Source organism: Cupriavidus sp. GW821-FHT07C08 (assembly GCF_059419025.1).
On sequence record NZ_JBWKQZ010000016.1, the window covers coordinates 21980 to 46681 of the forward strand.

Sequence of the window (24702 nt, forward strand, 5' to 3'; positions counted from 1 at the left end):
CGGCGGAAGACTAGTTCACTGGCCCAGCCAGCGCGAGCGCGCCGCGTGCCGTCCGCTCTCCAGCTTCACCTTGAACTGCGCGGCCGGCTCGCGCGCCAGCGTCACCGGCCGCGCCTGCAGCTCGTCGCGGCGGAAGGCGTGCAGCTCAATGCGGTCGCCGGTGCGGTAGCGCGCCAGCAGCTTGTCGAGCTGGCCGGGCGCCACGCGCAGGCCGTCGAGGGCCACCAGCAGGTCGCCCGCGGACAGGCCCGCGGCCTGCGCCGCGCCGCCGTCCAGCACCTGGGTGACGCGCACCCAGCCGTCCTCGGTCTTGACCTTGATGCCCAGCGCCGCGGTGCGCGCCGGCTTCTGCGCCTCGGCCTTGACGCCGAAGGTCCTGAACAGCGCCGGCAGCGGCAGCTCACCCGTGCCTTCGGTCAGCGAGCGCAGCAGCGGCCCCATGCGCAGGCCGGTGACTTCATCGAACAGCGCATGGACCTCGGCCTCGGTCACGCCGCGCTGCACCGCGCCCGGCGCGTAGAAGCCGCGGCCGTAGCGGCGCCACAGCGCGCGCATGACATCGTCCAGCGAGCGTCGCCCGCGGGTCTTGTCGCGGATGGTCAGGTCCAGCGCCAGCGCCACCAGCGAGCCCTTGGTGTAGTAGCTGACGATGGCGTTGGGGGCGTTCTCGTCCTGGCGGTAGTACTTGGTCCAGGCATCGAAGGAGCTTTCCGCCACGCTCTGCTTGGTGCGGCCGCTGCCGCGCAGCACGCCGTTCCAGGTCTTGGCCAGCATCTCGACGTATTGCTCGTCGGTAATGCAGCCCGAGCGCACCAGCACCAGGTCGTCGTAGTAGCTGGTGAAGCCCTCGAACAACCACAGCAGCGGGGTATGGGTTTCCTCGGCCAGCCGGTACGGCACGAACGCGGCCGGCTTGATGCGCTTGACGTTCCAGGTGTGGAAATACTCGTGGCTGCACAGCCCGAGGAAGGTGCGGTAGCCCTCGCTGGTATCGCTGTCGCCGCGCACCGGCAGGTCATTGCGCGCGCATATCAGCGCGGTGCTGGCGCGGTGTTCCAGGCCGCCGTAGCCGTCGGTGGTGACCATCGTCATGAAGACGTAGCGGCGGTTGCTGTCCAGGAACGGCGCCTGCGCGGTCTTGGGTTCGAACAGCCGGATCTGCGTTTCGCAGATGCGCTTCAGGTCGCGGCACACGCGCTCGAGGTCAAGCTGCGGCACGCGGCCGGTGAAGACCACGTCGTGCTGCGCGCCGCAGGCACGGAAGCTGGCCAGCTGGAAGGTGCCCATCTCGACCGGATGGTCGACCAGCTCATCGTAGTCGGCCACCTGATAGCGGCCGAAGCCGTAGCGCTTCGCGCCTGCGCGGCCCGGCGCTTCGCGCATGGCGGTGGCCACGCGCCAGCCGCGATAGGCCTCGCCGGCGGGCGCATGGATATCGACGGTGCATGGCCGCTCGGCCTGCCCGTCCACGCACAGGAACACAGAGCTGCCGTTGAAGAAGCCGTGGGTGGTGTCCAGGTGCGCCGCGCGCACCGACAGGTCCCAGGCGTAGACCTCGTAGCTGAGCGTCAGCGGGCCGTCGGCCAGGCTGACCGGCGCGGCCTGCCAGCGCTGCTTGTCGAGCTTGGTCAGGCTGACCTCGCGCCCGCCCGCGTCGGCGCGGATGCGCACGATATTGCGCGCGAAGTCCCGGATCATGTAACTGCCCGGGATCCAGGCCGGCAGCGAGAAACACTGGCCGGCGGGGTCGGGCTCGCTCACGGTAACGGTGACGGCAAACAGGTGCGCTTCAGGCTGAAGCGGGGCAATGGCGTAGCGGATCGGCGTCATGGGCAGGATTGTAACGTCGGCGCTAGGACACGGAGGCAGCGCCGACGCGGTGGTGCATCAGGGCGACGGTGCGCGATCAGCCGCGATTCACATCCACCACCACGCGCCCGCGCATGCCGCCTTCCATGATCTTGCGGCCCGTCTCGATCGCATCGCCCAGGCCGATCTCGCGCGTCAGCGCATTGAGCCGGTCCGGCTCCAGGTCGCTGGCTAGGCGCTGCCAGGCCTGCTCGCGCAGCGGCATCGCCGCCATTACGCTGTCGATGCCGTGCAAGGTGATGCCGCGCAGGATGAACGGCGCCACCGACCCCGGGAAGTCCAGGCCCTGCGCCAACCCGCACGCCGTCACCACGCCGCCGTAGCGCACCTGGGCGCAGGCATTGACCAGCGTGTGCGAGCCGACCGAGTCGACCACCGCGGCCCAGCGCTCTTTCTGCAGCGGCTTGCCGGGCACGCCCAGTTCGGCGCGGTCGATCACGTCATCGGCGCCCAGCGCCTTCAGGAAGTCCGTTTCCCTGGTCTTGCCGGTCGAGGCCACCACCTTGTAGCCAAGCTTGCTCAGCAGCGAGATCGCCACCGTCCCCACCCCGCCCGAGGCGCCGGTCACCAGCACCTCGCCGTCGCCCGGGCGCACCGGGCCGTTGACGCCGCCGCGTTCCAGCGCCAGCACCGACAGCATCGCGGTATAGCCCGCGGTGCCGATCGCCATGGCCTGGCGCGTGGTGAAGGCGTCGGGCAGGCGCACCAGCCAGTCGCCCTTCAGGCGCGCGCGCTGCGCCAGGCAGCCCCAATGCGTCTCGCCCACGCCATAGCCATTGAGCACCACCTTGTCACCAGCCTTCCAGCGCGGGTGCGCGGATTCCAGCACCGTGCCGGCGCCGTCGATGCCCGCCACCATCGGCCACTTGCGCACCACCGGCGAGCGGCCCGTGATCGCAAGCCCGTCCTTGAAGTTGATGGTGGAGTAATCGACGGCAACCAGCACGTCGCCGTCGGCGGGCAGCTGCGCCTCGTCGAGCGTGGCGATACTGGCCTGCGTGGCGCCGTCGGCCTGGGTCAGCAGCAATGCCTGGAAGGTCATGGTGTCTCCTTTGTCGCCTGCCGGCGATCGCATGAAGTCAGGGGAAAGGCAGAAAGCAGAACGGCCGGACAAGTCCGGCCGTCGATCTGGCCGGGACAGGTCCGGCGCGCGCTTATTTCTTGATGCTGGCGAGCTTGCGTTCCAGCGTGGCGACGTCCGCCGCGCCCGGGATGCGGGTGCCGTCGGTGAAGAACACCGCCGGCGTGCCGGTCACGTTCAGGCTGTGGCCCAATGCCAGGTTCTCTTCCAGCGGGGTCTTGCAGCTGCCGTTGCCGCTCAGCGCCACCTGCTTGAGCATCCAGTCGCGCCAGGCCTTGGTGCGGTCAGACGCGCACCAGACCTGCTTGGCCTTGGCTTCGGAATCCGGCGACAGCACCGGGTACAGGAAGGTGTACACGGTGATGTTGTCCATCTGCTGGAAGGTCTGCTCGATGCGCTTGCAGTAGCCGCAGTTGGGGTCGGAGAACACCGCCACCTGGCGGCTGCCATCGCCCTTGGTCCACTTGATCGCGCGCGCCAGCGGCAGGTCCGACCACTTGATGCGGTTGATCTCGGCCAGCCGCTCTTCGGTCAGGTTGGCGCCGGTGCGGGTGTCGATCATCTCGCCGTTCAGGATGTAGCGGCCCGAGGCGTCGGTGTAGACCACCTGCCCGCCGATATTGGCCTCGAACAGGCCCGGCACCGGGGTCTTGCTCACGCTCTTCACTTCGGCGCGGCCGCCCAGCACTTTCTGCAGCGACTCCTTGATGCGGTCGGTGCCGGGCTCGCCCGCAGCCATGGCATGCAGCGCAAAACCCGCCGCGGCCAGCCCGCCAACGATGGCGGTGATCGCGGCGCTGATGGCGGGGCGGCGGCGCAGGAATGAGAACATGTGGGCTCCAGAGTATTCGGTAAAGGGATCAGCACGTGGGTGCGGCCGCGGTCAGCCGAGCGCGCGCGCGATCAGGAAGCGCTTGAGCAAGGACTGTCCGCCGACCGCGCGCATGCCGGTGTTGCGCACCACGCGCGCCACGCCGCCCGGCAGCGAGAACAGCCGGTGCAGGCCGTCGGTGGCCGCGGTCAGCGACAACAGGTCGGTGGCGCGGGCGCGCTCGTAACGGCGCAGCAGGCGCAGGTCGCCCTCGCTGCGGAAAGGTTCTTTGTCGGCCATCACGCGGCCAAGTTCCGCCACGTCGCGCAGGCCCAGGTTCATGCCCTGGCCGGCCAGCGGATGCACCACGTGGGCGGCGTCGCCCACCAGCGCTACGTGCGGCTGCACGAAGTGGTCGGCACGCTGCAGCACCAGCGGGAAGCCCTGCGCCGGGGTCACGCAGCGCAGCGCGCCGAACTGCGCGCCGATCGCGCCGCTGGCGCCCTGCATCACCGTGGCGGCCAGGGCCTCGGGCGACAGCGCCAGCAGTTCGTGGGCGTGGGCCTCGTCGGCGGACCAGACCATCGACACATGGTTGTCCGGCAGCGGCAGTATCGCCAGCACTTCGCCGTTGGCGGGTTCCTCGTCGGCCATCAGCTTTTCGGGCGCGCCCAGGAACCACTGCCACGCGGTTTCGTGGTGCGACCGCTCACAGGCGAAATTGGCGACCACGCCCAGCTGGCGGTACTTGCGCGTGCTGACGCCGATATGGCATTGCTGGCGCAGCCAGGAGCGCGCGCCGTCGGCGCCGACCACGCAGGCCGTGCGCAGCTTCTCGCCATTGCCCAGGGTCAGCGTGACACCGTCCAGGTCGCGCTCGAACGCGCTCGCCGTGGCGTCGTGCCAGGTCACTTGATGCTGAAAGCCCAGCGCCGTGTCGAGCGCGCGCTCGACGTGGCTGGATTCGATGATCCACGCCAGCTGCGGCACCGCGGCCGCGTAGGCCGAGAAATGCAGGTCCCCGTCCAGGCTGGGCGAAGTCTCGGCGGCGCTGACATCGCCGAACACGCGCATGTCACGCACCGGCTGGATCCGCGCCGGGTCCAGCGCTTCCCAGACGCGCATGCGATCCAGCAGCGCGTGCGAGCTGGCCGAGAAGGCATAGATGCGGCTGTCCCAGTCATCCGGCCCGGCCGGCGCGCGGCCGCTGGCGCGGGGCGGCCTGGGCGCGACCAGCGCCACGTCCATGCCCTGCTGGGCCAGCAGCAGTGCGCAGGACTTGCCGACGATGCCGCCGCCGACGACAGCAACCTGGAAAGCGGAGGAGTTGCGCGCAGACGAGCGCGCGGACGCGTGGGATCGGGTCATGGCTGGATTATAGCCACGTCACTCCTGGCCTTGCCCCACGCCGGCTCAACCCGGCCGATGGCGAGGCCCCCATCCGCTAGAATACGGGTTTTGCAATTTCCCGCCTTCTACCATGAGCCTCCAATGCGGCATCGTCGGCCTGCCCAACGTCGGCAAGTCCACGCTGTTCAATGCCCTGACCAAGGCCGGCATCGCCGCCGAAAACTACCCGTTCTGCACCATCGAACCCAATGTGGGCGTGGTCGAAGTGCCGGATCCGAGGCTCGCCAAGCTGGCGGAGATCGTCAAGCCGGAGCGCGTTCTGCCGGCCGTGGTCGAGTTCGTCGATATCGCCGGCCTGGTGGCGGGCGCCTCCAAGGGTGAAGGCCTGGGCAACCAGTTCCTGGCCAATATCCGCGAATGTGACGCCATCACCCACGTGGTGCGCTGCTTCGAGGACGACAACGTGATCCACGTGGCCGGCAAGGTGGACCCGCTGTCGGACATCGAAGTGATCAACACCGAACTCGCGCTGGCCGACCTGGCCACCGTCGAGAAGGCCCTGGCCCGCTATATCAAGCCGGCCCGCGCCGGCGACAAGGAAGCCCTGCGCCTGGTCGCCGTGCTGGAAAAGGCGCAAGCCGTGCTGGACCAGGCCAAGGCCGTGCGCACCCTGGACCTGGCGCCCGAAGAGTGGGAAGCCATCCGCCCGTTCTGCCTGATCACCGCCAAGCCGACCATGTACGTCGCCAACGTGCGTGAAGACGGCTTCGAGAACAACCCGCACCTGGACGCCGTGCGCGAGCACGCCAAGCTGACCGATTCCCCCGTGGTGTCCGTCTGCGCCGCCATCGAAGCCGAGATCGCCGACCTGGACGACGCCGACAAGGCCGAATTCCTGGCCGACCTGGGCATGGAAGAACCCGGCCTGGACCGTGTGATCCGCGCCGGCTTCAAGCTGCTTGGCCTGCAGACCTACTTCACCGCCGGCGTCAAGGAAGTGCGCGCCTGGACCATCCACGTCGGCGACACCGCCCCCAAGGCAGCCGGCGTGATCCACACCGACTTCGAACGCGGCTTTATCCGCGCGCAGACCATCTCCTATGAAGATTTCATCAGCTTCAAGGGTGAGACCGGCGCGAAGGAAGCCGGCAAGATGCGGGCGGAAGGGAAGGAGTATGTGGTGAAGGATGGGGATGTGATGAACTTTCTGTTTAACGTCTAGACCGGCAGACCTCATGAAATAGCCACCGCATGCGGTGGCTATTTTCTTTGGGCCGGGCGATATCGCTTTCGCCTCACAACTTCTCCATCCCCTTCCCCCGCAACCCCACCAGCAACGCCTGCCCGTCCGCCCCCACGCGGAATTCCCCATACTGCGCCTGCGCGAACCGCTCGCCCTGCCCCTCCTGGAAGAAATACGCATCGGTCGACACCTGCACCTGCATGCCGCCCCAGCGCGAGCGGGCGACCTGGTAGCGCAGCAGCTGCTCCCCTGCTGCCAGCGGCTCGCCACCGTGCACGCGTACGAAGCTGGCCACGCCCTGTTCGTCACGGCGGATCACCGCCACGCCATCGCGGGGAGGCCGTTCGTCCTGCTTCCGCGTCTGAGCGGCGCGGATCATGTTGCCGATCTCGAAGTTCAGCGCCATGTAGTCGCCCTGCATCAGCGAGCGCGGGTCGACCGGGGCGAGCTTGAGGTAGACCGTCTCACCGCGCGCCAGCAGGCGCTCCTTGCCGGCGATGCCGGCGGCGGCCAGTGCCAGCGTCAGGGCCCAGGCGATCAGGATCCAGCGTTTCATGCGGCCTCCATCTTGGTGCGGCCCAGCAGCCAGTAGCGGCCTGCCAGCAGCAGCACGCCGGCCGCGGCAAGCGTGGCGGACTTGGCCAGCAGGGTCCAGTGCAGCGCGCTGTAGTACCAGATAAAGCCGATAGCGATGCTGGCGATGCCCAGGCCCAGCCACGGCATCGACGCGCGGCGCAGCGCCAGGCCGAGCGCGAGAACCCCTGCCACGACTGCGGGCGCGGCCGCCATCAGCGCGCCGAAGGCCACCACGCCGGCAAGGACGGCGCCCTGCATGGCGGGGCTGAGTGCCAGCCGGCGGCATTCGGCGAGCGCGAAGCCGGCCAGCACGAGCGTGGCCAGCCCGCCAGCGACCCAGTGCGCCAGCGGGATGCGTCCGGCTTCCGGACCGCCCAGCCAGGCCAGCGGATGGCTCATGCCGGTGACGACCAGTGCGACGGCCAGCGTGAACAGCAGCGTCGCGTCGGCCAGCGGTTCCAGCAGCGTGTGGCGGCCGGCCGCGCACAGGCGTGCTTCGGCCAGCGCGAAACCCGTCACCAGCAAGCAGCCAAGCGGCACCAGCCAGCCGAGGGACCACGTCAGCAACAGCCAGTCCTTCGGCTCGCTGCCGGCCAGGACGAGATGCACGGCGCCTGCCAGCCCGATCCATGCGCCCACCGCGCACAGCAGCCGGTGCAGCCGGTTGGGGACCAGCAAGGCGAGCGCTGCCTCGAACAGTGCCAGTCCGGCCCAGAAGCCTGCGCTCTCGGTGACGCGCGTGAAGCCCAGGGCCTCGGCCAGCCCGAACACGGCCATGCCCTGCCCGCTCAGGCTCACGGCCAGCGCGAATTGCCCCGCGGCAATGCCGCCGCCACGCCAGTACAGCAGCGCGGCCAGCGCGATCATGGCCAGGCCGGTCACCGCCATGGCGATGCCGTTCTCGCGCGCGGCGACGAAAACCGTGCCGACCAGGAAGAGCTGGAAGAACAAGGCCCCGAGCCAGCCCGCCGCGCCCATCAGGCAGCGCACGGCCCAGGGGGTGTGGGTGTGGTCGGGCCGCTCGCCTTGGACCTCGCCGCGTGCGGCGAGGTCCTGCCAGAGCCGTTGCTCGGTCTGCAGTTCGGTCGTCATGCCTGCTCCAGTTGGCCGCGCCAGGCACGCATCAGCCAGGCGGCCGCGCCGGCGGCAAGGCCGATGGTCACCAGCCCGAGCAGCAGGAAGGCGCCGAAATCGTCCTTGCCCTCGAACAGCACCTTGGCGATCGCGGCCACCGCCAGCACGATGCCGGTCAGGCAGGCCAGGCTCAGCACCACGATGTCGAAGGCGCGCTGGCGGAACCACCAGACCAGGGCGGCCAGAACCACTACCGCCAGCGCGAATGCGGCGCCGTCGAAGTGGCTGTCCAGCAGGCTGGCCAGCCCGAGCGAGCCGGCGTGTACACAGGCCAGCGCGGCCAGCATGCGGCTGCCGGTCTGCCCGCGGAGGCCCAGCGCGGGCGCCCGGGCGCACAGCAGCTGCCACAGCACCAGTTGCAGCACCACTGCGCCCAGCAGCGCCAGCGTGGCGGTGCGCATATGACGCGTATCGAACAGCAGCGCGAACACGCCTTCGACACCGAAGCGGATGCTGAAATAGCGCAGCAACGCCACGTTGCCGACCACGATCACCAGCCACCAGTGCGGTGCGGCGCGCGCCGCCAGCGCCCAGGGCACCGCCAGCAACGCCCACAGCGCAAACAGCTGCCAGGCGTCGGCGCCGGTCTGGTAGGTCTGCCCGATCACCGCGAGCAGCACGCCGGCGACGACCTGCGCGCCGCCCAGCGCGGCCCGGCCCGCGGTATCGCCAGCCGGGCGCAGCCAGGCAATAGCGGCAAGCAGCGTGAGCGCGCCGGCCAGCAGGCCGAACTTGGAAAACTTGTGGAGGTCCTGCCAGTTGAAGGCGAAGAACACGATCACGCCCGCGCACAGCAGCGCGGTGCCCAGCGCCATCAGCGCCATGTCCAGCCAGCGGCGCCAGTCGGTGGCGACGGGTTCGGTGCGCCCCCACGGCGCAGGGACGCCAGCCGCGTCCAGGCGCCCCAGTGCGCGCCAGTCGGCCAGTGCCCGGCGGATGGCGCGCCGTTCGCCGTTGGCTACGGTGGGTGTGCCTTGCATGTAAGTACACTAGCCCTTGCGTGCTGAGATGACGGGGACTTTAGCAAAGCGGCGCGGGGGCCGCACCTGTTCCGTGGGAGGGTGCGGTGCGGTCGCGCTCTAATCTATGCCCGGCCGGCGCGGGCCGGTATGCTGTGGTTTTCTCGTCCTTCGCCCGTTCCATGACTCTCGGAATCCTTGCCGCCATCCATGATGAAGTCGATGGCCTGGTGGCCGCCATGCGCCATGACGACAGCCGCGCCACGGTGCGCACGATCGGCATGCGCGACTACTATGCCGGCCAGCTGTTCGGGCAGCCGTGCGTGCTGGTGCTGGCGCGCATGGGCAAGGTGGCGGCGTCGGCGACCACCGTCACGCTGATCCGCGAGTTCGGCGCGACGCAGATCGTCTTCACCGGGCTGGCCGGGGGCATCGGCGCCGGCACCAATGTCGGCGACATCGTCATCGCCGACCGCACCATCCAGCATGACCTCGACGCACGTCCGTTCTTCGGCCGCCATGAAGTGCCGCTGCTGGACCGTGCCGAGTTCCCGGCCGACCCGGCGCTGACCGCCGAGCTGGAAGCCGCCGCGCGCGAATTTCTGCAGCTGGATCTGCCTGCCGAGGTGCCACGCGAGGTGCTGGAACGATTCGGCGTGGCCGCGCCGGCGCTGCACCACGGAATGATCGCCAGCGGCGACCAGTTCATCGGCTCACCGGCGGCGGTGACGGAGTTGCGTGAGCGGCTGCCCGGATTGCTGGCGGTGGAAATGGAAGGCGCCGCGGTGGCGCAGGTCTGCCACGAATACGGCGTGCCGTATGCCGTGATGCGGACCATTTCGGACCGGGCCGACGATAGCGCCCATGTGGACTTCGCGGCATTCCTGAAGGATGTGGCCAGTCACTATTCCAGCGGCGTGCTGCGCCGCCTGCTGGCGGGAAGAGCCAAGGCCGACACTGCCCAAACGCCGGTCCGCTTCTGATCGCGATCAATCGGCGAGCGGATTCCCGCCGCCGCGATCAGTTCTGTTCTTACCGCCCGCGCGGCCGCACCGCGCCCCAGGCCCCGACCAGCAGCGCCGAGCCGGCGATCACCGCCAGCCAACTGCTGAGCTGCCCGTCGATAAACAGGTGCAAGGCCCGGCCGCAGTAGAAAGCGCCCCCCGCACCCGCCGCACCCAGCACCAGCGCGGCCGGCAGGGTCACCACGCGCCCTGCCGGATGCAGCCGGCGTGCTGCCAGCCCCACCAGCAAACCCACGATCAAGGTACCCAGCATCCGCTTCTCCTGTGTTGTTAGCATCACAGCCACAAGGGCTGCGGCGTAACGATACTGCAATCCGGCCCCGCGCCTGCAATTAGCGATCCCGGCGGTATAATGGCATCCGGTCCGGCCACGCGCCGGACCGTACCTGTCCCCTACAAATGCAACTGCTCGCGATCGGCATCAATCACACAACGGCACCCGTCTCGCTGCGCGAGCGGGTGGCGTTTCCGCTTGAGCAGATCAAGCCCGCGCTGGGTGCGCTGCGCTCCCACCTGTCGGGGCGCAGCGGCACCGAAGCCGCCATCCTGTCCACCTGCAACCGCACCGAGATCTACTGCGCGACCGACGTCCTGACGCCGGGCACGGATGGTTTCGAGCACACCCTGCGCTGGCTGTCGCAGCATCACAACGTGCCGGCCGGCGAACTGGCCCCACACCTGTACGCGCTGCCGCAGTCCGAAGCCGTGCGCCATGCCTTCCGCGTGGCCAGCGGCCTGGATTCGATGGTGCTGGGCGAGACCCAGATCCTGGGCCAGCTCAAGGACGCCGTGCGCACCGCCGGCGAAGCCGGCTCGCTGGGCACGTACCTGAACCAGCTGTTCCAGCGCACCTTCGCGGTGGCCAAGGAAGTGCGCGGCCAGACCGAGATCGGCGCGCATTCGGTGTCGATGGCCGCGGCCGCGGTGCGGCTGGCGCAGCGGATCTTTGAAAGCGTTTCGACCCAGCGCGTGCTGTTTATCGGCGCGGGCGAGATGATCGAACTGTGCGCCACGCACTTCGCCGCGCAGCAGCCGCGCCAGATCGTGGTGGCCAACCGCACCGTCGAGCGCGGCGAGAAACTGGCCGAGCAGCTCTCCGGCCAGGGCCTGACCGCCAACGCGATCCGCCTGACCGACCTGGGCGAGCGCCTGCATGAGTTCGATATCGTGGTGTCCTGCACCGCCAGCTCGCTGCCGATCATCGGCCTGGGCGCGGTGGAGCGCGCGGTCAAGCGCCGCAAGCACCGCCCCATCATGATGGTCGACCTGGCCGTGCCGCGCGACGTGGAGCCCGAAGTCGCGCGCCTGGACGACGTCTTCCTGTACACCGTCGACGATCTCGGCGCGATCGTGCGTGAAGGCAATGCGATGCGCCAGGCCGCGGTCGCGCAGGCCGAAGCCATCATCGAAAGCCGGGTGCAGAACTTCATGCACTGGCTGGAAACCCGCAGCGTGGTGCCGGTCATCCGCGAACTGCAGACCAGCGGCGAAGCCATCCGCCAGGCTGAACTGGAACGCGCGCGCCGCATGCTGGCACGCGGCGACGACCCTGAAGCCGTGTTGGAGGCCCTCTCCGGCGCGCTGACCCGCAAGTTCCTGCACGGCCCCACCCACGCGCTGAACCATACCCAGGGCGAAGACCGCGAGGCGCTGCTGCGCCTGGTGCCGGGCCTGTTCCGCCACAGCAGCCACTCCGAGCGCTAGCCGCTCTGCCCTTGCGCCGCGCGCCCTGCCGCGCCGGCACGCCGCCGCCCGTCTACGGGTAGCCCCGGCCCCTGGCCCACCTCTTTCCCCCGCATCCGATGAAAGCCAGCATGCTTGCCAAGCTCGACCAACTGGCCGAGCGACTCGATGAAGTCAACGCCCTGCTCGCGCGCGAAGACGCGACCGCCAAGATCGACCAGTACCGCAAGCTCAGCCGCGAACATGCCGAGTTGTCGCCGGTGGCCGAGCAATACGGCCAGTACCGCCAGGCGCAGGACGACCTGGCCACCGCGCAGGCGCTGCTGGACGATCCGGAGATGAAGGACTTTGCCGCCGACGAGATCGCCAGCGCGCGCGCACGGCTGGAAGCCCTGGAAGCGAGCCTGCAGCGCCTGCTGCTGCCCAAGGATCCCAACGACGACCGCAACCTGCTGCTGGAAATCCGCGCCGGCACCGGCGGCGAGGAAAGCGCGCTGTTCGCCGGCGACCTGCTGCGCATGTACACGCGCTATGCCGAACGCCAGCGCTGGCAGGTCGAAGTGATGAGCGAGTCGGAATCAGACCTGGGCGGCTACAAGGAAGTGATCGTGCGCATCGCCGGCGATGCAGCGTTTTCCAGGCTGAAATTCGAATCCGGCGGCCACCGCGTGCAGCGCGTGCCGGCGACCGAGGCGCAGGGGCGCATCCATACCTCGGCCTGCACGGTCGCGGTGATGCCCGAAGCCGATGAAGTGGGCGAGGTCGAGATCAACCCGGCCGACCTGCGCATCGACACCTTCCGCGCCTCGGGCGCGGGCGGCCAGCACGTCAACAAGACCGATTCCGCGGTGCGCCTGACCCACCTGCCGACCGGCATCGTGGTCGAGTGCCAGGACGACCGCAGCCAGCACCGCAACAAGGACAAGGCGATGAAGGTGCTGGCGGCCCGCATCAAGGACATGCAGACGCGCGCCGCCCAGGCCAAGGAGGCCAGCACGCGGCGCAACCTGATCGGCTCGGGCGACCGCAGCGACCGCATCCGCACCTACAACTTCCCGCAGGGGCGGGTGACCGACCACCGCATCAACCTGACGCTGTACAAGATCGACATGATCATGGACGGCGACATGGATGAACTGCTGTCGGCGCTGGCCTCCGAGCATCAGGCTGATCAGCTGGCAGCGCTTGGCGAAGGTGCGTAAGCGCCACTAAACCCATCCGCAAAAGGCTTCCGCCACGAACACCGCGTAAAGTCGCCGATATCTTTGTATTTCTTGTAAATGCTTGAAACAGCACTGGTAGGGGTTAGGCGGCTGTCTATAATCGATTTCGACCGGCAAACGGAGAATGGTGCCGGCGTAGTCTCTCCCGAGAACATACCTAGGACGAAATCATGAAAAAACTGCTCGCGCTGTTGATGATCACCGCGGCCATGGCCGCTTGCAGCAAGAAGGAAGAAGCCCCGCCTGCCGCCTCGAACGCCGAGAGCGCTATGCAAAGCGCCGCTGAATCCGCCAAGGCCGCCGCGAGCGATGCCGCCGCTGCCGCCAGCAACGCCGCTGACGCCGCCAAGGCCGCCGCCAGCGGTGCCGCAGCCGACGTCTCGGCCGCCGCCGACAAGGCCAAGGCAGAAGCCGGCAGCGCCATGGCAGACGCCAAGCAGGCCGCCAAGGACGCCGTCAACGCCGGTGCTGATAAGGCCAAGGACGCCGTCAATAAGTAATCGTCCCGGCGGGGGCATTGCGCCGCCCGCTGTCGATGAGCGGTACACTGGCGCCAAGCTGGAAGTCCCGCCCCAAAGCCCCGCCAGGCCTTTGCGCCGGTGGGGTTTTTTGTAGCCGGCAAAAGAACCGTCCCCTCCCTTTCGATGTCTTCCCCAAACTCTGCCGCGCTGCCGGCGACCCCCACGCTGCGCGAAGCCCAGACCCTCGCCGCCATGGCCGGGCTGCCTGCCCTGGAAGTGCGCATGCTGCTGACGCATGTCACCGGCCTGAGCCGCACCCAGCTGATCACGCGTGACACCGACACCCTCACCATCGCCCAGCGCGACGCCTTTGCCACGCTGCTGGCGCGGCGGCTGGCGGGCGAGCCGATGGCCTACCTGATCGGCGAGCGCGAATTCTTCGGCCGCAAGTTCCGGGTCACGCCTGACGTGCTGATCCCGCGGCCCGATACCGAGGTCGCCGCCGAAGCCTCGCTGGCGCGGCTGGCCGAGGTGCCGCAGCCGATCGTGCTGGACCTGGGCACGGGATCGGGCGTCCTGGCAGTGACGCTGGCGCGCGAGCGCCGCGATGCGCAAGTCTGGGCCACCGACATTTCGCCCGGCGCGCTGATGGTGGCGCAGGACAACGCCAGCGCGCTCGGCGCCGACCGCATCCACTTCCTGGTATCTGACTGGTACGCGGCGCTGCCGGCGGGCCTGCGCTTTCACCTGATCGTCAGTAATCCGCCCTATATTGCCGAGGGCGACCCGCACTTGGCCGAAGGCGACCTGCGCTTCGAACCGATCGACGCGCTGACCGACCACGACGACGGCCTGTCCGACCTGCGGGTCATCGTCGCCGGTGCCGGCGGCCGGCTGCTGCCTGGCGGCTGGCTGCTGATGGAGCATGGCTACGACCAGGCGCAGGCCACCCGCCAGCTGCTGGAGGACGCCGGTTTCACCGGGGTCTTCACCGCCCGCGACCTGGCCGGCCTGGAACGCTGCACCGGCGGGCGCTGGCCAGGCGCTCAGCCCGGCGGCATCACTGCCGCTCACTGAAGCCCGGCGGCGATTCCGGTAAAATCGTCGTCAGATCCCCGCCACCGGCCAGGCCGCGTGGTGTCCCATTCCCCCCAGGCGGCGCCCGCGACACGGCATCGCCCCACTGAAAAGCAAACCATGAGCGACGTGCAGCAAAAGATCGATCAGATCGTCAAGGGCAACCCGGTAGTCCTGTTCATGAAGGGCACCGCGCAATTCCCGATGTGCGGCTTCTCGGGCCGCGCCATTCAGATCCTGAAGGCCTGCGGCGTGGACGCGCCCACCACGGTCAACGTTCTGGATGACGAAGGCGTGCGCCAGGGCATCAAGGAATACGCCAACTGGCCGACCATCCCGCAGCTCTATGTGAACGGCGAGTTCATCGGCGGCTCGGACATCATGATGGAGATGTACCAGAACGGCGAACTGCAAACCCTGCTGAAGGGCTGAGTTCCTCTATGTCCGTGACTGGCGGCACACCCAAACGGCTGATCGTCGCCATCACGGGCGCCACCGGCGCCATCTACGGGGTGCGCCTGCTGCAGGTGCTGCGCGCGGCGCCTTCGGTGGAAGCCCATCTGCTGATTTCGCCGGCTGGCGTGATGAACCTGCAGCACGAGCTGGACATCAGCCGTGCCGAGGTGGAGGCGCTGGCCAGCGTCGTGCATAACGTGCGCGACATCGGTGCGACCATCGCCAGCGGCTCGTTCCGCGCACAGGCGATGGTGGTGGCCCCCTGTTCCATGCGCACGCTGGCGGCGATTGCGCACGGCCTGTCCGACAACCTGATCACGCGCGCCGCCGACGTCACGCTCAAGGAGCGGCGCAAGCTGGTGCTGATGGTGCGGGAAACGCCGCTGAACCTTGCGCACCTGCGCAATATGACGGCGGTGACGGAAATGGGCGGGATCGTGTTCCCGCCGGTGCCGGGTTTCTACCAGAAGCCACAGAGCATTGCCGAACTGGTCGACCATACGGTCGGGCGCGTGCTCGACCTGGTGGATTTGCCGGAGATCGGCCAGACGCTCGCGCCCAGCTGGGGCGGGCTGAATAGCCGGGCTGGCGACGCCGCCGGCAACTGAAATGCCACCGGCGCGCAGCCTCTCTCTACGCGCCGGCATCCTCCTGCATCATCCTGCCAACGGCTGCCTTTACCAGTGGCGGTATCCCCGGCCGTAGTAGCCATAGCCACCGTAATAGTACGGTCGCGGTGCCACCACTACCGGCGCCGGGGCCACGTACACCGGCGCAGGGCCGACCGCGGGGCCGGCGGGAGTGGGATAGACGGCGCAGCCGCCCAGCAGGGTGACGGATGCCGCTGCGGCAGCCAGTCCAATCGTCAGCATTCTCATGATTTGTCCTTGGGTCGGAACGGGCATGTGCCTGCCCTGCTGACGTTATACGGGCAGAAACCGTAATACGGCGTCAAAGGCGTGTAAGGCTTGTTACCGTTCCCTACGCGCCTTGTAACACATCCAGAGATGCCGTCAGATCTCGAACCGTATCCCCTGCGCCAGCGGCAGCGAATCGCCATAGTTGATGGTGTTGGTGGCGCGGCGCATATAGCCCTTCCAAGCATCCGATCCCGACTCGCGGCCCCCGCCCGTCGCCTTTTCCCCACCGAAGGCGCCGCCGATCTCCGCGCCGCTGGTGCCGATGTTGACGTTGGCGATGCCGCAGTCGCTGCCTGCCGAGGACAGGAAGCGCTCGGCCTCGCGCATCGATTCCGTGAAGATGCACGACGATAGCCCGTGCGCCGCGGCATTGTTCAGCGCGATGGCCTCGTCCAGCGTGGTGTACGGCATCAGGTACAGGATCGGCGCGAAGGTCTCGGTCAGCATGGTGTCATGCTGGGCGTCGGTCATCACCAGCGCGGGCCGCACGTAATAGGCATGCGGGTAGCGGTCAGCCAGCAACCGTTCGCCGCCGGTGACGATATTGCCCTGCGCGCGGCAGGCGGCCAGCGCATTGGCCATGGCATCGCCCGCGGCGGTGTCGATCAGCGGGCCGACCAGGGTGCCGTCGGCGAGCGGGTCGCCGACGGGCAGGCGGTCGAACACCGTGATCAGCCGGCTCGCCATGGTGTCCATCAGGTCGGCGTGGATAAAGCAGCGGCGCAGCGTGGTGCAACGCTGGCCCGCCGTGCCGGCCGCGGCAAAGGTGATGGCCCGCACCGCCAGCTCGATGTCGGCCGAAGGCGCGACGATGGCGGCATTGTTGCCGCCCAGCTCCAGGATGCTGCGCTTGAAGTGCCCCGCGCAGGCAATGCCGACCTCGCGGCCCATGCGGGTCGAGCCGGTGGCGCTGACCAGCCGCACCGCCGTGTGCGACACCAGGTGGGTGCCCAGCATGCGCCCGCCCGGCAGCACCGCCGAGATGCCGGTGTGCTGCGGCGCCGCGGCCGCCAGCACGCGCTCCAGCAGGCCATGCGCGGCCAGCGCGCACAGGGTGACTTTTTCCGAGGGTTTCCAGATCACGCCGTTGCCGCACACCAGCGCGAGCGCCGCATTCCACGCCCACACCGCCACCGGGAAGTTGAAGGCCGAGATCACGCCGCACAGCCCATACGGATGCCAGGTCTCGCGCATCGCATGCTGCGGGCGCTCGGAGGCAATGGTCAGCCCGTGCAGCTGGCGCGACAGCCCGACCGCGAAGTCGCAGATGTCGATCATCTCCTGCACCTCGCCCAGGCCTTCCTGCAGGATCTTGCCGGACTCCAGCGAGACCAGCCGGCCCAGCGCCGGCTTGTGTTCGCGCAGCACCTCGCCGAAGCGCCGCACGATCTCGCCGCGCGCGGGCGCGGGCAGCAGCGCCCAGGTGGTCTGCGCCGCGTGAGCGCGGGCGATCAGCGCATCCGCCTGCGCCGGCGTGCAGGCCGGGACATGGCCGATGGCCTCGCCATCGACCGGCGAGCGGACCGTCACGGTACCGGCCGGCGCGCCCTCCCGCCACGGCCGCGGCAGGCCCAGCGAATCCCAGCAGGCAGCGAACTCTTGCGCTTTCATATGACGGTCTCCTGGAGCGGATGCTGCGTGTAATGGCGGCCGAAGCGATTGGCAAGGAAGGCATCCAGCGGCATCGACTCCTGCCGCACGAAGCCGGATTGCGGCAGCGCGCCGGTGGCCACCATGTCCAGCGCGGTGCAGATGCCCGCGGCGGTGGTCAGCTGGATGGCGTTGACATGGCCACCCTTGCCATCCACCCCGCCGATGCGCGCCGAGAACGAAGCCTGCGTCAGCGGCCCGCGCCCGCGTTCGCCCCCGGCGGGGTAGCCGGTGGCGGTGGCGAACACGATCACCACGTCCTGGTCGGTCACCGGGATGGCGCGGTCGAAGATATCGCGCAGCCATTCGCGGCGTTCGCGCAGGCGCAGGTCGTTGAGCAGCAGTTTCATCAGCGCGCAATGGCCGGGATAGCGGATGGATTTGTAGTCGACATGGCGCGCGCGGCCGGCCAGCGTCTCGGGCAGCGTGCCCAGGCCGCCAGATGTATTAAAGGCTTCGTACTCGATGCCGTCCAGCGCAAAGCTTTCCAGCCCCTCCAGCGCCGTCAGTTCCACGCGGCGGCCGTCGACGATGGCCTCGCACGGGTTGCAGTACTCGTTGATCAGTCCCTCGGTACTCCAGGTCAGGTTGTACTTGAGCGCATTGCTGGGGTAGCGCGGCAGCGCGCCGACCCGCATCTGCAGGTCCAGCAGTTCCCCCCCGCCGCGCAGGAAGCGCTGCGCCAGGTCATGCCCGACCACGCCGATAAAGCCCGGCGCCAGCCCGCACTGAGGCATCAGCACCGAGCGCGCGCTTTGCGCCAGCTGGCGGATGGCCTGGGTCGCGGCCACATCCTCGGTCAGGTCGAAGTAATGCACGCCCAGGCGCGCCGCCACCGAAGCCACGCTGATGGCGGCGTGGAAGGGCAGCGCGTTGAGCACGGCATCGGCGCCGGCCAGCAGCGCGGCGCAGGTGCCGGGCTCGGTGGGGTCGCCGGCACGCGCCAGCACGCCCCGCGGCAGGCCGTCGAGGCGGCGTGCATCATGGTCGACCACGCTGACGCGGTAGTCGCCAGTGTCATGCAGCATGCTGGCAATGGTGCGCCCGATCTTGCCCGCACCCAGCACCACCACGTGCAGCGGGCGGGTCGCCTTGGGCAGGTCGCGCGGGGCCTGCCGGCCCAGGTTCGAGGCTTGCATGGTGTCTCCGTCCACAAGAATAGGTTGTCCTGTTGACTGGAGTATGGATAGCCCGCGCGACACAATGAAGCCACAAGAACGACGAAAACCCGCCATAATCGAACGAAACGACGAACCATCCCGACGCAATGACCGAGCTCGACACCACCGACCGGCACCTGCTGTCGCTGCTGCAGGCCAATGCCCGCGAAAGCGCCGCCAACCTCGCCCGGCACCTGGGTATCGCCCGCACCACCGTGGTCGCGCGCATCGCGCGGCTGGAGCGCAGCGGGGTGATTGCCGGCTACGGCGTGCGGCTGGGGCAGCGCATGGAAGACAACGCCATCCTGGCCTACTGCGGCCTGTCAGTGCAGCCCAAGGCCGCGCCCGCCATCCTGCGCGCGCTGCAGCGCCTGCCCGAGATCGAAGAGGTCAATTCCGTCAGCGGCCCGGTCGACTACCTGGTGGCGATCCGCTGCGACACGCACGACCGCCTGGACCGGCTGCTCGACGAGATCGGCATGCTCGACGGCGTCAACCACACCACCACCTCGATCGTGCTGGCGCGCAAGCTCGACCGCCGGCGCGCCGCCGGCTGACGCGGTATGCTGCCAACCCGATCAAGCGTTTGCGGAGCAAAAAGATGAACAATCCGATCCGTGTCGCCGTTGGCGGCGTGACCGGCTGGGCCGGCGGCGAACTGGCGCGCGGCGTGGCCCATGCGGCCGACATGACCCTGGTCGCCGGCCTGTCGCGCGGCGCCGCCGGGCAGCCTCTGGCGCAGCTGACCGGCCATGCCGATACGCCGGGCGTGGCGGCCGCCAGCATCGAGACCCTGGGGGCAACGCCCTACGACGTCTATGTCGAATACACCAAGCCGGGCATCGCCAAGCACAACATCCTGCAGGCGCTGGCGCATGGCGCGCACGTGGTGGTGGGCACCTCGGGGCTGACCGACGAGGACTATGCGGAGATCGACGCGGCCGCGCGCCAGGCCGACCGCGGCGTGCTCGCCTGCGGCAATTTCGCCATCACCGTGGTGCTGCTGCAGAAGTTTGCCGAGATGGCCGCGCGCCACCTGGAGCACTGGGAGATCATCGACTACGCCAAGGCCGGCAAGATCGATGTGCCCTCTGGCACCGTGCGCGAGCTGGCCTACCGGCTCGGCCAGGTCAAGGCCGCCGCGCAGGCGGTGCCGGTCGACCAGGTCAACGGCCCGAAGGAAACCCGTGGCGCCACCATGTCGGGCACGCAGGTGCACGCGGTGCGGCTGCCGGGCTACCAGCTTGGCGTGGAAGTGATCTTCGGCGCCGACGGCCAGCGCCTGCACCTGAAGCACGAGGCCGGCGACGGCTCCACGCCCTATGTCGCCGGCGCGCTGCTGGCGATCCGCAAGGTCCACACCGTGCGCGGCGTGGTGCGGGGGCTGGACAAGGTGATGGAAGGGCTCTGAGGCCAGGTCAGCAGGCGGGCAGGCCGCCTGCTGTGGAGTGTTACCAGCTGCCAGGCTTCTCCGGCTTTGCGGCTGGCTTCGGCGCAGGCTTGGCGGCGGCTGCCTTGCCGCCCTTGGCCGCGGGCGCCGAGGCCGGATTGAGCTGCTTGTCCACCTCGGCATCCTTGTCCGCCATCAGCACGCGCGCCTGCGGCAGCAGCATTTCGATGGTGCCGGTGTTGGGGTCTTCCGGCATGGCGTAGAGCTCAACCGTCAGCGGCTTGTGCATCCAGCCGGCGTGCAGCGTCTTGACGCTCTTGCCAGCCTTGTCGGGCATGTCGACCTGCTCCTGCCGGAACGGCTTGCCGTACAGCGCGCTGACGCTGTCTGCCGCGGCCTGCTGCGAGTTGGCGCCGGCGGTCGGCACCACCAGGCCGACCAGCGCGTTGCGGTCGACAAAGGCCAGCACAAAGGGGCCGTCCATGAAGGACGGGCGCTGCGCGCGCGGCACGCCGACCTGGCGCATCAGGCCATCGCCCTTCAGTTCGACACAGAATCCGGTGACATCGCGGCCATCGGGCGTGCGCTTGTCGGCGCAATCCGGCAAGGCCGGCAGCGGGTTGCCGATTTCCAGCATGGCCAGCAGCGGCGACAGCGCGCTGTTCTCGGCCTGGGCCTGGGCCTGGGCCTGGGCCTGGGCCTGGGCCTGGGCCTGGGCCTGGGCCTTGGCCGGTGCGGGGGCTGGCTTGGCGGCAGGCGCGGAAGCAGGGGCGGCAATGGCGCCGGCGGCGGCGCCCAGCAGGCCGGCAAGCGCCAGCCCGGCAACGGGGAATTTCAAATCGGACTCCTGATGAACGGCTCCGGGTTGGAGCCCGCCCCGGCCGGGTTGTTCCTGATTGGCGCGGGCGGTGATGGGAAAGTCACCGCCGGCCTGCCGGGCCAGGGGCGAGCAGTAGCTTACCCCATGGCCCTGGCGGCTCCGGCACTTCCAGTCAGTCCAACGAAATGTTATTGGCCTTGATGACCTTGCCCCAGTGCTCGCGGTCGGCTTCGATATAGCGGTCGATCTCGGCCTGCGTGCGCGGGGCCTGCACGACCAGTCCCAGCGCGCTGAAGGTGGAACGGAACTGCGCGTCCTTCAGTACGTGGGCAGCGGCGGCCTGCAGCCTGGCCACCGCGTCGGGCGGCGTCTGCGCGGGCACGGCCAGGCCGAACCAGGTGGCGGCCTGGAAGTTGGGATAGCCGCTTTCCGCCACGGTCGGCACGTTGGGCAGTACGTCCAGCCGGGTGCGGCCGGTGACCGCCAGGGCCTTGAGCTTGCCTGCCTTGATATGCGGCAGCGAGGTGCTGACCACATCCACCATCAGCTGCACGTCGTTGGCCAGCAGCGCCGACAGCGCCGGGGCGCTGCCGTTGTAGGGCACGTGGGTGACGCTGATGCCCAGCTCGGTCTTGAGCATTTCGGTGGCCAGCTGGAGCGCGTTGCCCAGGCCGACCGAGCCATAGTTGAGCTTGCCACCCGCGGCCTTGGCGTAGGCCGCGAACTCGCGGATATTGCTGGCCGGCACCTTGCTGTTGGTCACCACCACCAGCGGCACCTCGGCGCCGATGCTGAAGATCCTGAAGTCCTTGGGCGGATCGTAGTTGATCTTCTTGTACAGCATCGGGTTGAGCACCATGCTGCCGTTGGTGGCCAGCACCATGGTGTAGCCGTCTGCGGGCGCACGCGCCACGCTGGTGGTGCCGATCATGGTGGCAGCGCCGGGGCGGTTTTCCACAACAACGGTCTGGCCCAGCTGGCGCGACATGCCGTCGGCCAGCGCGCGGCCGAACTGGTCGGTCGAGCCGCCGGGCGTGTAGGGCACCACAAGCTTGATCGGGCGATCGGGATAGGCGGCCTGCGCGGCCCCGCCCCACATGGCCAGCGCGCACCCCGCGCCGGCTGCCATCGCGGCGAGCCAGGCGCGCCGTCCGCTCGGTTGGTTCTGCATCGCGTCTCCTCCTGTTGTTATCGGTCGTGATCCATGCAGGCCGGGCAGGCGCTCAGACGCGGCGCTGGCGGCCTTCCCAGTATCGATCACGCAGCCGGCGCTTGGCGAGCTTGCCGGTTTCATCGCGCGGCAGCTGCGCGTCGATCACGATGCTGCGCGGCACCTTGAAGCCCGACAGCCGCTGGCGCAGCCAGTCGATCACCTCGGCCTCGCGGATCTCCACGCCCGGCATCGGCTGCACCATGCCCAGCAGGCGCTCGCCGTATTCGTCGTCGGGGATGCCGAACACCACGCAGTCGGCCACGCCGGGGTAGCGCACCAGCTCGTGCTCGATCTCGGCCGGGTAGATGTTCACGCCGCCGGAGATCACCATGTCCGAGGCGCGGTCGCAGATAAACAGGTAGCCGTCGGCATCGACATAGCCCATGTCGCCCAGCGTCACCAGCCCGTCGCGGTCGATAGCGGCGCGCGCGGCGTCGTTGTTGCGGTAGCTGAAGTCGGGGTAAGCCGGCTGGCGCACGTAGACCAGGCCGATCTCGCCCGGCGCGCACTGGCGGCCGTTCTCGTCGAGGATGCGCAGCTGCGCGTCATCGACCGGCTTGCCTGCGGTCCCCGGGCGCGCGGCGGCATCGGCCGGCGTGGCCACGGTGATCATGCCGGCTTCGCTGGAGGCGTAGGTCTCATGGATGACCGGGCCCAGCCATTCCAGCATCGCGCGCTTCACGTCGGGCGAGCACGGCGAGCCGGTGGAGGCGACGAAGCGGATCGACGACAGGTCGTACTTGGCACGCACCTCGGGCGGGAGCTTGAGCAGGCGCACGTACATGATCGGCACCAGGTAGAGCACGTCGATGCGGTGCTTCTCCACCAGCGCCAGCACCTGTTCGGCGTCAAAGCGCGGCGTGAGCACCAGGCGTTCGGCCATCTGCAGCGCGTTCTGGATAAACGAGCCCGGCGCGCTGTGGTACAGCGGCGCCGACATCAGCGTGCGGCAGCCCGGCTCGATACCGTAGGTCTGCCGTACCACCGAGCGCATGCGCGCGAGCTGCTCCTCCAGCCGGTCCAGCGGCAGCGCCTGGCGCACCACACCCTTGGGCCGGCCGGTGGTGCCGGAGGTGTAGGCCATATGGCCGCGCGGCGCCACGCGCGGGCCGTCGTAGGCCGGCTGCTGCGCCAGCCAGCTTTCATAGTCGATGGCGCCTTGCGCGGGGCCGCCCACCGACAGCACCGTCATGCCGGCCGGCACGGCGTCGCGCACGGCGGGCAGCAGGTCGGCCTGCACCAGCAGCACCCTGGCGCCGCTGTCGGTCAGCAGGAAGCGCACCTCCTCGGCAGTGAAGTGCCAGTTGATCGGGCAGTAGTAGCAGCCCGCGGTGCGGCAGGCATGGACCACGTCGGCATAGGCCGGATCGTTGCGCAGCAGCACGGCGACCACGTCGCCCTCCTGCACGCCCAGCGCGCGCAGGCCACCGGCCAGGCGGGCGCCGCGCGCCAGCAGTTCTTCGCCGCTGCGGTGCATGTCTTCAAACCAGAGGTCCGTGGCCATCCGTTGTCTCCTGTATGCGATCCATTCTGTCAGCCGACCACTGTATCGAGGTAGCCGTGGATCGACAATCACGCGCATCGGAATCACAATGTTGCACCAGACGCGACAATCCTGCAGGCAATCCCCGATGGACCTCAACCTGATCCAGGCCTTCGTCGACATCGTCGATGCGGGCAACCTGGCCGAAGCCGGCCGGCGCCGCGGCGTTACGCGCTCACAGGTCAGCCGCCAGCTGCGTGAGCTGGAGCACCAGGCCGGCGCCCAGCTGCTGCGCCGGACCACGCGCCGGCTGGAACTGACCGGGCCCGGCCATGCGCTGTACCAGCACGGCGTGCGCATCCTGCAGGAAGTGGCCTCGGCGCAGGCCGAGATCGACAGTCTGGGCCGGACCCTGCGCGGCCATGTGCGCGTGAGCGTGCCTACCGGGCTGGGCGATGCCTATATCGCGCCGCTGCTGCTGCAGTTTGCGCAGAAGCACCCCGGCATCACGCTGCGCGTGTTCTTCGCCAACCGCGTCAACGACCTGATCGCGGCCGAGATCGATGTCGCGCTGAAGGTCACCTCGGCGCCGCCGCTGGATCATGTGGCGCGTGAAATCTGCGACATCCGCTGGCAACTGTATGCATCGCCGGAATACCTCGCAGGCATCCCGCCGGTACAAGTGCCGCCCGACCTGACCGGCTGCGACTTCCTGTGCCCGCCGTACCCGCCGCGGCAGTTCCCGCTGTCGCTCTACCGCGACGGCCAGCGCGTGGATGTGGCGCTGACGCCAAAGCTGCAGTCCGAAAACTTGCTGTTCCTGGCGCGCGCCGTGCGCGAGGGCCACGGGATCGGCATGCTGCCGGTCTACATCGGCTGGGACGAAGTGCGCGCCGGCCGGCTGGTGCCGGTGCTGCCCGACTGGCGCCCGGAGGGGCTGGGCAACAAGCTCTTCATCATCACCACGCCCAACCTGCACCCGTCGATGGCCACCCGCGCGCTGATCGGGTTCCTGCGCGAGGAACTGGACAAGCTTGAGGTGTTCCGCGACGCGGTGGCGTAGCCGGCACCGCTGGCCGGTGAACGAACACTTTCCGGACCCAGGGTCGCAGCCCGCC

The 24702-nt window shown here is 69.0% G+C and carries 25 protein-coding genes; 11 read left to right on the forward strand and 14 right to left on the reverse strand.

Features of this window, described 5'->3' with window-relative positions:
- Positions 1-15: 15 nt before the first annotated feature.
- From AC07UK_RS20080 to AC07UK_RS20095, 4 genes are all read right to left on the reverse strand, one after another.
- Positions 16-1830 (reverse strand): M61 family metallopeptidase, encoded by a 1815-nt coding sequence (locus AC07UK_RS20080; RefSeq protein ID WP_436222735.1) that lies wholly within the window; start codon positions 1828-1830, stop codon positions 16-18.
- A 76-nt stretch (positions 1831-1906) separates the two neighbouring features.
- On the reverse strand, positions 1907-2911 hold the full coding sequence (acuI, locus tag AC07UK_RS20085; protein ID WP_436222736.1) for an acrylyl-CoA reductase (NADPH): 1005 nt from the start codon (positions 2909-2911) through the stop codon (positions 1907-1909).
- A 112-nt stretch (positions 2912-3023) separates the two neighbouring features.
- Positions 3024-3782 carry a DsbC family protein gene (locus tag AC07UK_RS20090; RefSeq protein ID WP_436222737.1) on the reverse strand — a complete coding sequence of 253 codons (759 nt, stop codon included), beginning with the start codon at positions 3780-3782 and terminating at the stop codon, positions 3024-3026.
- Between the two features lie 51 nt (positions 3783-3833).
- Positions 3834-5129: a UbiH/UbiF family hydroxylase gene (locus tag AC07UK_RS20095; protein ID WP_494687816.1), complete on the reverse strand. Its 1296-nt coding sequence runs from the start codon at positions 5127-5129 to the stop codon at positions 3834-3836.
- Between the two features lie 112 nt (positions 5130-5241).
- Here AC07UK_RS20095 and ychF point away from each other — a divergent pair, with 112 nt between their 5' ends.
- Entirely contained in the window at positions 5242-6333 is a 1092-nt protein-coding gene (ychF, locus tag AC07UK_RS20100) for a redox-regulated ATPase YchF (RefSeq protein ID WP_436222739.1), read from the forward strand.
- Between the two features lie 73 nt (positions 6334-6406).
- Here the strand turns inward: ychF and AC07UK_RS20105 are convergent, their stop codons facing one another.
- Genes AC07UK_RS20105 through AC07UK_RS20115 form a run of 3 tightly spaced genes read right to left on the reverse strand, consistent with a single transcriptional unit; the run spans position 6407 to position 9044 of the window.
- Positions 6407-6910 (reverse strand): GDYXXLXY domain-containing protein, encoded by a 504-nt coding sequence (locus tag AC07UK_RS20105; protein WP_436222740.1) that lies wholly within the window; start codon positions 6908-6910, stop codon positions 6407-6409.
- Positions 6907-8022, reverse strand: coding sequence for a DUF4401 domain-containing protein (locus AC07UK_RS20110; RefSeq protein ID WP_436222741.1), 1116 nt, complete (start codon positions 8020-8022; stop codon positions 6907-6909). The genes AC07UK_RS20105 and AC07UK_RS20110 overlap by 4 nt, the downstream gene beginning before the upstream one ends.
- Positions 8019-9044 (reverse strand): DUF2157 domain-containing protein, encoded by a 1026-nt coding sequence (locus AC07UK_RS20115; RefSeq protein WP_494687815.1) that lies wholly within the window; start codon positions 9042-9044, stop codon positions 8019-8021. Before AC07UK_RS20115 ends, AC07UK_RS20110 begins: the two co-directional genes overlap by 4 nt.
- A 161-nt stretch (positions 9045-9205) precedes the next feature.
- Between AC07UK_RS20115 and AC07UK_RS20120 the strand changes: the two genes are divergently transcribed.
- On the forward strand, positions 9206-10006 hold the full coding sequence (locus AC07UK_RS20120; RefSeq protein WP_436222743.1) for a 5'-methylthioadenosine/adenosylhomocysteine nucleosidase: 801 nt from the start codon (positions 9206-9208) through the stop codon (positions 10004-10006).
- A gap of 49 nt (positions 10007-10055) precedes the next feature.
- Here the strand turns inward: AC07UK_RS20120 and AC07UK_RS20125 are convergent, their stop codons facing one another.
- Positions 10056-10301 (reverse strand): hypothetical protein, encoded by a 246-nt coding sequence (locus AC07UK_RS20125; RefSeq protein ID WP_494687814.1) that lies wholly within the window; start codon positions 10299-10301, stop codon positions 10056-10058.
- A gap of 146 nt (positions 10302-10447) precedes the next feature.
- Here AC07UK_RS20125 and hemA point away from each other — a divergent pair, with 146 nt between their 5' ends.
- The 6 genes from hemA (at position 10448) to AC07UK_RS20155 (ending at position 15556) form a co-directional block, all read left to right on the forward strand.
- Positions 10448-11752, forward strand: coding sequence for a glutamyl-tRNA reductase (hemA, locus tag AC07UK_RS20130; RefSeq protein WP_010809882.1), 1305 nt, complete (start codon positions 10448-10450; stop codon positions 11750-11752).
- Positions 11753-11850: 98 nt separating this feature from the next.
- Positions 11851-12933, forward strand: a complete 1083-nt coding sequence (gene prfA / locus AC07UK_RS20135) for a peptide chain release factor 1 (protein ID WP_013958133.1) — start codon at positions 11851-11853, stop codon at positions 12931-12933.
- 191 nt (positions 12934-13124) lie between these two features.
- Positions 13125-13454: a hypothetical protein gene (locus tag AC07UK_RS20140; protein WP_436222745.1), complete on the forward strand. Its 330-nt coding sequence runs from the start codon at positions 13125-13127 to the stop codon at positions 13452-13454.
- 144 nt (positions 13455-13598) lie between these two features.
- Complete coding sequence (gene prmC, locus AC07UK_RS20145) at positions 13599-14492, forward strand: peptide chain release factor N(5)-glutamine methyltransferase (RefSeq protein WP_494687813.1); 894 nt, start codon at positions 13599-13601, stop codon at positions 14490-14492.
- A 120-nt stretch (positions 14493-14612) separates the two neighbouring features.
- A complete protein-coding gene (gene grxD / locus AC07UK_RS20150; protein ID WP_041228169.1) occupies positions 14613-14924 on the forward strand; it encodes a Grx4 family monothiol glutaredoxin in 312 nt (103 codons plus the stop codon).
- 8 nt (positions 14925-14932) lie between these two features.
- Complete coding sequence (locus AC07UK_RS20155; protein WP_494687812.1) at positions 14933-15556, forward strand: UbiX family flavin prenyltransferase; 624 nt, start codon at positions 14933-14935, stop codon at positions 15554-15556.
- A 69-nt stretch (positions 15557-15625) separates the two neighbouring features.
- Here the strand turns inward: AC07UK_RS20155 and AC07UK_RS20160 are convergent, their stop codons facing one another.
- From AC07UK_RS20160 to AC07UK_RS20170, 3 genes are all read right to left on the reverse strand, one after another.
- On the reverse strand, positions 15626-15820 hold the full coding sequence (locus AC07UK_RS20160) for a hypothetical protein (RefSeq protein WP_013958138.1): 195 nt from the start codon (positions 15818-15820) through the stop codon (positions 15626-15628).
- A gap of 141 nt (positions 15821-15961) precedes the next feature.
- Entirely contained in the window at positions 15962-17479 is a 1518-nt protein-coding gene (gene amaB, locus AC07UK_RS20165; RefSeq protein WP_494687811.1) for an L-piperidine-6-carboxylate dehydrogenase, read from the reverse strand.
- Entirely contained in the window at positions 17476-18657 is a 1182-nt protein-coding gene (locus AC07UK_RS20170; RefSeq protein WP_013958140.1) for a saccharopine dehydrogenase family protein, read from the reverse strand. The genes amaB and AC07UK_RS20170 overlap by 4 nt, the downstream gene beginning before the upstream one ends.
- A 128-nt stretch (positions 18658-18785) precedes the next feature.
- Here AC07UK_RS20170 and AC07UK_RS20175 point away from each other — a divergent pair, with 128 nt between their 5' ends.
- Both AC07UK_RS20175 and dapB read left to right on the forward strand, forming a co-directional pair.
- The gene (locus tag AC07UK_RS20175; protein WP_010809873.1) at positions 18786-19235 is read left to right on the forward strand and encodes an Lrp/AsnC family transcriptional regulator; all 450 of its coding nucleotides are present in this window, start codon (positions 18786-18788) and stop codon (positions 19233-19235) included.
- A gap of 44 nt (positions 19236-19279) precedes the next feature.
- Complete coding sequence (gene dapB / locus AC07UK_RS20180) at positions 19280-20089, forward strand: 4-hydroxy-tetrahydrodipicolinate reductase (protein ID WP_013958141.1); 810 nt, start codon at positions 19280-19282, stop codon at positions 20087-20089.
- A 40-nt stretch (positions 20090-20129) separates the two neighbouring features.
- On the opposite strand, the gene AC07UK_RS20185 is transcribed toward dapB, so the two are convergent.
- The 3 genes from AC07UK_RS20185 to AC07UK_RS20195 form a co-directional block, all read right to left on the reverse strand.
- Entirely contained in the window at positions 20130-20906 is a 777-nt protein-coding gene (locus AC07UK_RS20185) for a hypothetical protein (RefSeq protein ID WP_494687810.1), read from the reverse strand.
- 154 nt (positions 20907-21060) lie between these two features.
- Positions 21061-22059, reverse strand: a complete 999-nt coding sequence (locus AC07UK_RS20190) for a Bug family tripartite tricarboxylate transporter substrate binding protein (RefSeq protein ID WP_436222749.1) — start codon at positions 22057-22059, stop codon at positions 21061-21063.
- Positions 22060-22111: 52 nt separating this feature from the next.
- On the reverse strand, positions 22112-23605 hold the full coding sequence (locus AC07UK_RS20195; protein ID WP_494687809.1) for an acyl-CoA synthetase: 1494 nt from the start codon (positions 23603-23605) through the stop codon (positions 22112-22114).
- 127 nt (positions 23606-23732) lie between these two features.
- Between AC07UK_RS20195 and AC07UK_RS20200 the strand changes: the two genes are divergently transcribed.
- The gene (locus AC07UK_RS20200) at positions 23733-24647 is read left to right on the forward strand and encodes a LysR family transcriptional regulator (RefSeq protein WP_494687808.1); all 915 of its coding nucleotides are present in this window, start codon (positions 23733-23735) and stop codon (positions 24645-24647) included.
- The last annotated feature ends 55 nt before the right edge of the window (positions 24648-24702 follow it).

Coding starts and splice junctions, on each gene's coding strand:
- AC07UK_RS20170 (WP_013958140.1), bottom strand. CDS start 18,657: ATGCAAGCCTCGAACCTGGGCCGGCAGGCCCCGCGCGACCTGCCCAAG.
- AC07UK_RS20155 (WP_494687812.1), top strand. CDS start 14,933: ATGTCCGTGACTGGCGGCACACCCAAACGGCTGATCGTCGCCATCACG.
- amaB (WP_494687811.1), bottom strand. CDS start 17,479: ATGAAAGCGCAAGAGTTCGCTGCCTGCTGGGATTCGCTGGGCCTGCCG.
- AC07UK_RS20140 (WP_436222745.1), top strand. CDS start 13,125: ATGAAAAAACTGCTCGCGCTGTTGATGATCACCGCGGCCATGGCCGCT.
- AC07UK_RS20160 (WP_013958138.1), bottom strand. CDS start 15,820: ATGCTGACGATTGGACTGGCTGCCGCAGCGGCATCCGTCACCCTGCTG.
- AC07UK_RS20195 (WP_494687809.1), bottom strand. CDS start 23,605: ATGGCCACGGACCTCTGGTTTGAAGACATGCACCGCAGCGGCGAAGAA.
- AC07UK_RS20105 (WP_436222740.1), bottom strand. CDS start 6,910: ATGAAACGCTGGATCCTGATCGCCTGGGCCCTGACGCTGGCACTGGCC.
- AC07UK_RS20190 (WP_436222749.1), bottom strand. CDS start 22,059: ATGCAGAACCAACCGAGCGGACGGCGCGCCTGGCTCGCCGCGATGGCA.
- prfA (WP_013958133.1), top strand. CDS start 11,851: ATGAAAGCCAGCATGCTTGCCAAGCTCGACCAACTGGCCGAGCGACTC.
- AC07UK_RS20110 (WP_436222741.1), bottom strand. CDS start 8,022: ATGACGACCGAACTGCAGACCGAGCAACGGCTCTGGCAGGACCTCGCC.
- AC07UK_RS20080 (WP_436222735.1), bottom strand. CDS start 1,830: ATGACGCCGATCCGCTACGCCATTGCCCCGCTTCAGCCTGAAGCGCAC.
- acuI (WP_436222736.1), bottom strand. CDS start 2,911: ATGACCTTCCAGGCATTGCTGCTGACCCAGGCCGACGGCGCCACGCAG.
- grxD (WP_041228169.1), top strand. CDS start 14,613: ATGAGCGACGTGCAGCAAAAGATCGATCAGATCGTCAAGGGCAACCCG.
- prmC (WP_494687813.1), top strand. CDS start 13,599: ATGTCTTCCCCAAACTCTGCCGCGCTGCCGGCGACCCCCACGCTGCGC.
- AC07UK_RS20125 (WP_494687814.1), bottom strand. CDS start 10,301: ATGCTGGGTACCTTGATCGTGGGTTTGCTGGTGGGGCTGGCAGCACGC.
- AC07UK_RS20200 (WP_494687808.1), top strand. CDS start 23,733: ATGGACCTCAACCTGATCCAGGCCTTCGTCGACATCGTCGATGCGGGC.
- dapB (WP_013958141.1), top strand. CDS start 19,280: ATGAACAATCCGATCCGTGTCGCCGTTGGCGGCGTGACCGGCTGGGCC.
- AC07UK_RS20095 (WP_494687816.1), bottom strand. CDS start 5,129: ATGACCCGATCCCACGCGTCCGCGCGCTCGTCTGCGCGCAACTCCTCC.
- hemA (WP_010809882.1), top strand. CDS start 10,448: ATGCAACTGCTCGCGATCGGCATCAATCACACAACGGCACCCGTCTCG.
- AC07UK_RS20090 (WP_436222737.1), bottom strand. CDS start 3,782: ATGTTCTCATTCCTGCGCCGCCGCCCCGCCATCAGCGCCGCGATCACC.
- AC07UK_RS20175 (WP_010809873.1), top strand. CDS start 18,786: ATGACCGAGCTCGACACCACCGACCGGCACCTGCTGTCGCTGCTGCAG.
- AC07UK_RS20120 (WP_436222743.1), top strand. CDS start 9,206: ATGACTCTCGGAATCCTTGCCGCCATCCATGATGAAGTCGATGGCCTG.
- ychF (WP_436222739.1), top strand. CDS start 5,242: ATGAGCCTCCAATGCGGCATCGTCGGCCTGCCCAACGTCGGCAAGTCC.
- AC07UK_RS20115 (WP_494687815.1), bottom strand. CDS start 9,044: ATGCAAGGCACACCCACCGTAGCCAACGGCGAACGGCGCGCCATCCGC.